Annotated in this window: 11 protein-coding genes; all 11 read right to left on the bottom strand. The window is 58.8% G+C overall.

All coding sequences use genetic code 11. The features are described from left to right. Positions 1-180, bottom strand: a 180-nt coding sequence (locus QMX84_RS17150) for a hypothetical protein (protein WP_282364368.1), incomplete at its 3' end; no start/stop codon positions are given. A 171-nt stretch (positions 181-351) separates the two neighbouring features. Further along, positions 352-582 (bottom strand): hypothetical protein, encoded by a 231-nt coding sequence (locus QMX84_RS17145; RefSeq protein ID WP_282364367.1) that lies wholly within the window; start codon positions 580-582, stop codon positions 352-354. 44 nt (positions 583-626) lie between these two features. Then, on the bottom strand, positions 627-1,532 hold the full coding sequence (locus QMX84_RS17140; RefSeq protein WP_282364366.1) for a hypothetical protein: 906 nt from the start codon (positions 1,530-1,532) through the stop codon (positions 627-629). A 46-nt stretch (positions 1,533-1,578) separates the two neighbouring features. Then, on the bottom strand, positions 1,579-1,782 hold the full coding sequence (locus QMX84_RS17135; RefSeq protein WP_282364365.1) for a hypothetical protein: 204 nt from the start codon (positions 1,780-1,782) through the stop codon (positions 1,579-1,581). 82 nt (positions 1,783-1,864) lie between these two features. After that, positions 1,865-2,272, bottom strand: a complete 408-nt coding sequence (locus QMX84_RS17130; RefSeq protein WP_282364364.1) for a hypothetical protein — start codon at positions 2,270-2,272, stop codon at positions 1,865-1,867. Positions 2,273-2,324: 52 nt separating this feature from the next. After that, entirely contained in the window at positions 2,325-2,639 is a 315-nt protein-coding gene (locus tag QMX84_RS17125; protein ID WP_282364363.1) for a hypothetical protein, read from the bottom strand. A 764-nt stretch (positions 2,640-3,403) separates the two neighbouring features. Further along, complete coding sequence (locus tag QMX84_RS17120; RefSeq protein ID WP_282364362.1) at positions 3,404-4,297, bottom strand: hypothetical protein; 894 nt, start codon at positions 4,295-4,297, stop codon at positions 3,404-3,406. A 348-nt stretch (positions 4,298-4,645) separates the two neighbouring features. After that, positions 4,646-4,828, bottom strand: coding sequence for a hypothetical protein (locus tag QMX84_RS17115; RefSeq protein WP_282364361.1), 183 nt, complete (start codon positions 4,826-4,828; stop codon positions 4,646-4,648). A 310-nt stretch (positions 4,829-5,138) separates the two neighbouring features. Then, complete coding sequence (locus QMX84_RS17110; RefSeq protein ID WP_282364360.1) at positions 5,139-6,035, bottom strand: hypothetical protein; 897 nt, start codon at positions 6,033-6,035, stop codon at positions 5,139-5,141. Position 6,036: 1 nt separating this feature from the next. Then, complete coding sequence (locus tag QMX84_RS17105; RefSeq protein ID WP_282364359.1) at positions 6,037-7,887, bottom strand: hypothetical protein; 1,851 nt, start codon at positions 7,885-7,887, stop codon at positions 6,037-6,039. Between the two features lie 83 nt (positions 7,888-7,970). Then, on the bottom strand, positions 7,971-8,699 hold the full coding sequence (locus QMX84_RS17100; protein ID WP_282364358.1) for a phage tail protein: 729 nt from the start codon (positions 8,697-8,699) through the stop codon (positions 7,971-7,973).

Genomic DNA, 8,699 nt, shown 5'->3' with positions numbered 1-8,699 from the left:
TTGTGCGCGCAACACTTCCAGCAACTGCGCGGCGTGCCGGCGGCCCAGGCCAAAACGGCGCACCAGGGCGCCGGGGCCGAGGTTTGGCACAGCAGCCGCGTAACGGGCGACCGCTGGCAGCAGCGGGTCGTCGTGCCCAGGCGGCGGGGCAAAGAAGCTGGGGGGCAGAGTGATCGACATCGAGGTCATTCCTTTTCGAGTGAGTGGCCCACAGTGCGTAAAACCAGTGGCCGGGGGTGTGGTAGGCCAGTGTAGGGGGGTGTGGTATCCGTGACCACAAAAAAAGGCCCCCACACTCGCCTTGAGTGTGGGGGCCTTTTGAACATAAGCGGCGTTATTCGTAACGCGGCGTCACTCGCCTTTCGCGGCGGCGGCCGCGTCTTGCTCGCGCTGCCACTTGGCGCCGGCCACGAACGCGGCCCGCAAGGCATAACCCGGCCAGCGCGGTAGGCCTTCAAACTTTTCTGCATGCCCGGCCATGGCCGTGACGAAGTCATAGCCGGCCGAAACAGCGGGCCACTCGGGGCTATCGGCGGCGATGTCCTGCATACGCATGACGGGATCGGGAGTCGGGTCGATCATGGCGGGGGTTCCTTTCTGTTGAGTTCGTGACGGGTAACGCCGGGTTATTCACCCGGCTGCGGCCTGTAGTCCGTTGGGAGACCGGCACGGCGAAGGCGCTCAGTCAACGTGTAGTTGGCAGCAAACGCCTTATTGCGCTCAGCCTCAAGCAACGCCCGTTCCTGTTCAAGATATTCGACGCGGCGGGACAGTTCGGCGCGGTCGTCAGCGGGGGAAAGCTTGCGGGGAATTCGCTCCATGTATTCCGGCGCGCTGGTGGCCCGATAGTCTTCCAGCGGGAATCTGTTCCAATGCCATTCTTTCTTGTTGTTCGTGACCCGCGCGTCCAAGCCGGCAGCACTCAATCGGGCTTTTAGCACCTCGACGGCGCGGCCCAGCTCGGCATGCTGGTTGTTACGCAGGCGAAGCAAGCCCAGCGCCGTGGCGCACCGGGCAAAGTCCGTGGGCAGCTTCTCCCACACGGTCATTAGGGGCGCGTCGGTGACTACCAGGGTGGCAAAGTCTTCGTCATCTTGCCCTTGCACAGCGTTAGCCGGCGCGGCGGCAGAGACATTAACCTCGGCGGCAATCTGGTGCAGCGCCTCTTTCAGGCGGCGGTTTTCGATCAGCGCCCGATCCAAATTATTGCGCAGGAACTCGGTCGGCCTATAGGTACTGCGCTGTGGCTCGGCCAAGTACCGGCCTTTGTCACCCTCTGGCCACAACTTTTTAAGCAGCGCATCAAAGCCGGGCTTTTTGCTGGTGGCCCAGTCGGCCGGGCGGTGATCCAGATCCTCATGGGCCAGCAGCCCCAAGCTAAGCACACAACGCTCAGTGTGGGTCAGGCTGATGTCTTTGATGCCGGCCTGTTTCTTTTTCAGGCGGTGCCGGCGTGCGCGCTCGGCGCCACTCAACGGCTCTTCGCAGGCGGCCACAAGGTCTAGGGTTCCAGGGTCGTTAGGGTCGATCATTACCGCGCTCTCCGTGAAGCCCCGGCGTAGCCCAGGGCGGCAATCCTTACAGTCCGATTTCGTCCATCAGGGCATCTAGGGCATTATCACCTTCGCGATCCTGATAAACCGTCAGCAGCGCGGCGCGCGTCATATTTTCTGCCGGCGGCAGAATCGCGCCGCCCATCAAATGAACAACCTCAATAAGGCGGGAAGTGGGGAGTTGGTTGGCCGCTTGCTTCATACGGGCCGAGAGTTGCGCGGTAGTCATCGGGTCTGCTCCGGTGGTGGCCTTGGGTTGATCCCCGGCCTTGGAGCAGACTTTAGAGTTAATTCGTTAATTCGTCAATTCGTTATTTCGTTACCTGCATTGCTGGAGCTGCCGCAAGCCCAGCATAGATACTCAATAGACGCCATACCGCATAGGGCACTTCCCCTTCACCACCGGCCCACTTGCGAATCTTGCGCCCATCGACCCCGACCAGCATGCCGGCCTGACTGGCTGACAAGTCGGCAACTCGTAGCAGCTCGCGGAACTCTGGCACGCTTGGCGGCTGCCAGCCCGGGGCATAGGCGTCAAACAACCCCGGGCGATCCAGCGCCAATTCCTGACGCACCTGGTCAGCGGTCATCGAGCGCGGCGGAGTGCCAGGCACCTCCAATTGTGCAGCGTCGAGTCGAAGCGCCGCGCGCATAGCCTCCCACAAATCCGGCGCTTCAATTTCCGTGCGTGACCCGTCACGCAGTAGTAACGCAAACATCCAGCCTCCAATGCTAAACCGCCGGCAGGGCCGGCGGGTTGTTGTCTTTTCGTTATTTCGTTATTTCGTCAGAGCAAAGCCGAACCTTGACCGACACGCCGGCATTCCAGCAGGTCCAGCCGGATGGCGAAGCCAGCAGCCCGACCCGGCCGTAATCCTCGCACAGATAATAGCCTTGAGCCTCAAGCCAGATGCCAATGTCTATCAACTGTGCGCGGTCTACCTCGACACGCTGCCTGAATTCCGGCACCGCCAGTATCAGGCAATCGCGTTGCGATCCCCCGGCAATACGCGCATTGAGCTGGATGCCGTAACGCTCGAAAAATGCTGCCTTTAAAGCCACCACATACGGTGCTTGCTTGGTCATCGGTTCAACCCCGGATAACGGCCTTGGCGTAATGCCCGGCCTTGAGCTGAACCTTATTTATATTTCGTTATTTCGTCAATTCGTTATTTCGTCAAAAGAAAAGAAGGCGCGGAATAACTCTCGGCCCTCCCGCTCACGTCCCGGAACGCCACGAGACCAATCACCTGACGCGCAACGGACGAAGGGATGCCACGACTTGGGATTTGTCCGCAATCGCCCAGGGCAAGCGCTGACGAACCTGCAGGACGACAAATGGCGTGGGCGAACCCCATTCGCTGTTCACTGGAGCGCTTGCGCGACTGACATGCCGCAGGCGGCGCGTGAAGGAGCGAAGGGACGTAGCTCGGGAGTTGAGCCGTGCGCGTAGTAGTGACGTCCCACAGCGACTGGAAGGCGCCTTATTGGAGGAACGGCGGCTATGTTTGCGCAGAGGGGTGCCACTTGCCCCGCGCCTCCAGGCGCGAAGTGGGCAGTCATTCTTTCTATGACATCGAGTCGGGCCTTGATTTATGGGGCTCTGAGTAACCTAAAGGCTCTGTTACTTACCCTTGGGTGGTACCACTCGACCTTAAAAATTGCGTTTAATTTATAAGGCATAAGGACTTTTTTGGGGGATGCACGGAAAAGGGATCGAACGGGGCCGTTTGAGCGGGGAAAGGGTGGGGGGCAGGCGCCAGAACGGCCGCAAGGAGAGGCTTGAGAGGCTGTGCCAGGCGTGCAGGCACGCGAACTCACCGCCGGGTAGCGGTACGCCGTAGAGGGGTCTACTCGGGGGGGTGGGTCTTGTCGAGGATGGCTCGAATCTCGCTCGCGCCCATGTCCGGGTTAGCGCTGACCAGGCGGGAGAACTCCGCGTTGCGGGCTAGCTTGCTGTACATCTTCTGCGTGTTCTGCGCGTCCACTTCGCGAGCGGCGCGGGCGCCCTCGGCCTTGCGGTGGCTCATGCGGCGCTCATGGGCGGCCGCCACCTCGTCGAGGTGCGCCGTTTGCTGCACGGCCTGGGCCTGGCGGCGCTTCTTGAGGAAGGCCTTAGCCTTGGACGTGCGGGCCGCCGCATGCTGGAAGCCGAGGCCCAGGTCGATAAAGAAGCGCGGGCGAATGTAGATGGTGATGCGGCAGATCCAGCGCTTACCGTTGCGGTAAATACGCTTGATCTTGCGCAGGGTGTACTTGGCGGCTTCCAGGGCCTTGAGCAGCCGGCACAAGCGCGTCGGGCTGATGCCGGCGTCCTCGGCCATGCCATTCTGCCGATTCAGGCGGAACTGGCCCTGTTCGTTCAGGTAGCCCAGGCAACCAGTGGCAATGTCCAGTCGCGCTAACAGCGGCTCGGCAATCGCCGCCAAGGCTAACCAACGCTCGGCGCGGGTGCGGTTGCCGCTCAGGTGCACGGTATCCAGGCTGCGCAAATACTTGCCGCTGCGGTCCAGGGCTTCGGCCTTGATGCGCTTGGCGGCTTCGCCGAGGAACGTGCGCGCCTGTTTGACCGACAGCTGTCGAGGACGGCGCGCCGAGCGGTGGCCGACGGGGTCCAGTACCTTGCGGAACGGCGGCTGTTCTTGGGCTTCGGCTGTGGCATCCAGAGAGGAGTCAAGCGCGGCGTAGACGGCGCTGGCCGGCGATCCGGCAGGGAGGAATGACTTGATCGGGCGCACGTTCATTGCGCGCCACCGACAGCCGCAGCCAAGCGCAAAGCGCGGGCCAGTGGCTGAAAATCTATAAGCCCCCGCATAAAGCCGGGGCGGCCTTCTGTTGAGGCTTCGCCGATCATCCTAACTTCCCTAATCCCTAGGGCTTGCTTATGCGGTGATCAGCTAATAGACTTCTACCTGCCCGGCGAGAAGCCAATTTTTTGTGCTGATCTCCAGAAGCCCCCGTCCCGCCAAGGTCGGGGGTTTTCTTTTTTAAGCCTGCCGAAAAATTCTAATTCTTCTTACTGCTGTGCCCGTTCGGGCTGACGGCGCTCAGAATAACGTGCCCGCCTTTACTAGTCCACAATTAGTGTAAATTTACACAACCTTAAGCGAAACAATAGCCTGCCGCAATGTCTCCAATTGCAGCGCCTCTCCAGGATGCGCCGTCTCGTCATTGGCTTTTTGAATGCACATCCACGCAAGGTACTGATTAATCGCGTCGATAGTAGACCCTTGGTCACTTTTGATCAAAGGGTTTGCAGAGGGCGTATTCGGCATAGCGGGTTCCTTCCTACAGCATTTGTTCAAGTGAGAGGATTCTATCTAGAATCCCCTACTACTGGATAGATAAACAGTGTCAGATAGCCAGCGCTACGCGGGCCTATCTATACCTCGGGATGGCGTTGTGACCGCCTGTCTTAGGCCGGCGACTCGCAACAGTCGCCACCCACCCCCTTACCTAAACAACATAACGACCGCGCTGGCTTTCTAAACCCCGTCTCGAAATATTTTTTCAAGACATAAAAAACCCGCTCAGTGGCGGGAACGTTCAGGATCGTACAGTTAAATCAGAGCGGTCTGACAGCCATCAAGGAAGCGTCGAAGGGGCGGTGTAGGTATCGCCGTAGAACTTGCCCCCCGGCGCGAACGCCTCTTGATAGAGGGCGTAGTCGATCGCTTCGACCTCGGCATAGGTGCGCCCGGAGATGGTCAGGTCTTCGATGTATGCCCGGTAGATAATGCGACTGGCACCGGCGTTGTAGTTCAGGGCGTTCCATGCGGAATAAGTGCCCACCCCCAGTGCAATAGGATCAGCACCTACTGGACCATTCCCCGAGTCCCCTTGTACCGCCAAACTTGTGAAACGATTCGTATCGTTAGCAACATCTTTATCGGATGCAGCGGGCACAGTCTTGGAACCTTTCCAGACTGTTGGCGACGTGGAACTTGGGAACGGCTGCCCTCCTTGCATGTGGAAGCGGTAGTTCGATGTGGCGGATACCCCATTCGTGAAATAGAAAGGAGCTTGTGATGCCGCACTGGCAAGGGCTTTACGGGTGATGCGCTGCCATAGCGAGAAGTAAAAATTATGGCCGGGGTTGTCCCGGACATAATTCCGCACTGCGTCTGCGGCGCACATGAAATACATCTGTGCGGAAACCTGAGCCCCTGACTGCGTGACAATCCCGTGAATGCCACCCTTTAACGTGCGTTCTTTCTTGAACACCGTCGGTGCATCGGCGGAAACGGCGAGAACCTTCAAAGCCGTCTGGGCCTCATTCACCCCCAACACACCAGCCGCAATATTGGACAGCGCGTTGGGAATATCAGCCCCGGCAGCCGGAAGGCCATTGAACTGTCCAAACTGGTGGTTACCATCGAACAGCATCAGCGAGCCTATCGACTCGATTTTATCCCGCGTAATAATTTTAGGGGCCATAGCATCGGTCAGAGAAACACCATGCAAGCGCAGTAATTTACCCATGTTAAATCCACTCCAGTTCTTTGAGACGTTGAAAAATAATTTTGGCCAAAATGGTGTAACCGGCAGCCAGCCAATGCACTGAGTCAGAGCGCAGCGAGGTGGGCACGGTGCCGTTGGCCATGTCAGTGAGGTCTTGCGCGGTGGGTTCAATACCTGCATCAGCCAGGCCGTACTTGACCATGTACTGACGGATAGGGATAAAGCGGCGGCCAAACTCGGCGAACCACATAGCGTCATCGACGTCCGAAGTGCTGCTTCCGCCGGGCTTGGAAATGACCAGGTAACGCTTATCCAAGGCAGTCATGCGCTGGATAATCGCTTTGGCGTCCTGAATCGCCCGTACGTCATTAGGGCCGTTCTGCCCGATCCAGATGATATTGATGTCGCCCCGCGCCTGATCGCCAATGTCCAGGTACAGCGGTAGAGGCCGATTGGCGACGATCTCGGCGCCGGCTGTGGCCCGAGTGAAGTAGTAGGTATAAACAGTATCGGCCACGGTACGCGAGAAGGTCCCAGGCACATTACCCAAGCGCCCGGTGTAGCTCGATGGCCCTTGCATCAATGGTTTAGGAACGTAACCATTGATGGCTTGCAAGGTGATTTCAAAGGCGGTAGTGGTAGCCGGAATAACGCCCGCCACAGGAAGTACAACAAAAGGATTTCCACCGGCACGGGCGCAAATGGTTACAGAGTTTTCACCGCCAACCCCACGGTTGATCACGGGAATGGTATGACCCGCCTCCGTCAGCAGACGTTGCAGTTCGCCCAGATAGTTGGTGCCACCGCCACCCGCCCCGGCGGTCATCGAGTCACCGAAGCCGTTGATTTTAATCCCCGATACAATGTTCAACACACCTTTGACGCCGGACTGATAAGTAGAAGGGGCCTCGCCCAATCCACCCGGTAGTTTCTCCACGATAGCTTCGATAGAGTGCTGGGTTGGATTGCCATCCAGATCCGCTTCCAACCAGGTCCGGCGACCGTCTTCATCCACTATCGCGAAAGACAGGCTGTCATTCAGGGCTGAAAGCGGCTCGATGCCGACCGCATCAACGGATTCAGTAACAGCCTTCGTCGCAATGCTTTCGGCAAGGGCGGGAGCGTTCTCTTCGGTCAAGCTGGCACCGATTTTCTCGGCCGCATAAGCGCTCGGTGCTCCGTCCTTACCTGCCTCCAGCCAGGTGCGGCGACCTTCGTCATCCACCACCGCAAAGGCCAACTGCTCATTCAGCGCTGGCATAACTTCGATGCCAACCTCATCAACGGATTCGGCAACGGCCTTCGCGGTGATGCTTTCGACCAGGACGGGAGCGTTCTCCTCGGTCAGACTGGCCCCGATTTTCTCAGCCGCGTAAGCACTCGGAGCCCCGTCCTTGCCTGCTTCAAGCCAAGTACGGCGCCCTGCATCATCCACGACCGCGAAGGCCAGGCCCGACACCTCGGTGGATTGCTCTTCAATCCCGATTTCTTCGACTGCCTTCGCATTGGGGTAGGTATCTTGATAAACCGCCACACCCGCCGTGTTCCGCCATGAAATTAAATACCCTTTCGACGCCGGACTGGGGGTGCTGAAGTAACTGCCATCTACTGTTTTCAGTAGTCCCAGCTCAGTCGTGTCGTAGGTAGCGGCCCCTGCTAGCTGTGAGGCAACTTCGGTCAGCACTGCAGCAACCTTTTCCTGCCCCTGCACAGCCTGCTTGGCCAGCGACGGCACAAGGCCGGACTCGGTTAACACATCAGTCGTGGCGCTACCGTTGACGTATTCGTGCTGCTTTCCTGCTGCAGCGGTGGACTTTTCTGCAGCCACCGCGACCTGACCGGCCCAGGCCTCCAGCGCTGAAATATCTGTCATGCATGTTTCTCCAGGCGTAAAAAAACCCGCAGGGCGGGTTGGGTGTTCTTTGAAATAGTGACGGCGGCGCAAGCCGGCCCGAATTAATACCCAGGAGCACGGCCAATTGCGCGCCAATGGATGGTGGCGCCATAAGCTACGGTGTCATTGAAGAGCTGGTACTGCGTGGCACTGATAGCCAGCGCACCGGCGGCGTTTCCATCGCCATCCTGAGAGTTCGGCGTAACCTTGTTGCCAAAGCAGTTGTAGACCTCGGCAAAAGGCGTTGGGAAGTTAATCGCTGCGGTCGTGGCATCAGGTGGGCAATAGCCAGAGCCCCACTGCTCCAGCAACCCCGTCGCCTTGTCTAGCCGCCAACCATTGGCTGCCATCAGCGCGGTGTTCTTGTCCTGCTTGGTCGCTGCCAAGTTGTCTATCGCGGCTTGCTTGGCGGCCAGCAAAGCGTCGATCACCGCTTTAGTGTAAGCATCGCCAATGCCATAACCGGCCAAGGTGATTGCATTATTGGCCTTCTTCGATAGCAGCCAATCCGTCTCAGGCTTCGTATACGCATCGATAATGCCGTAGCCGGCCAGTGTGGTGGCCTTGAGCGGATAGGCTGCACCAAAGGCCTGTATGGCCTTGAGTAGCTGCGTGTTGTCGTCGGCATCCAGTTCGGGCAGATAAGCCAGGATAAAGTTGGCCAGCTCTTCCTGAACCATGTTCAGCCATTCCGCTTTGAGCGGCGTGGGGGCCACGCCGCCCGCAACGGTGCCGTAACGAAACAGCCCCAGTGCCGTGACCAGTTTGGTCCAGCTGGAAATTCTCTGCAT

Source organism: Pseudomonas sp. PS01297 (genome assembly GCF_029959305.1).
GTDB lineage: Bacteria > Pseudomonadota > Gammaproteobacteria > Pseudomonadales > Pseudomonadaceae > Aquipseudomonas > Aquipseudomonas helleri.
This window is presented reverse-complemented; position numbering and strand designations above follow the sequence as displayed.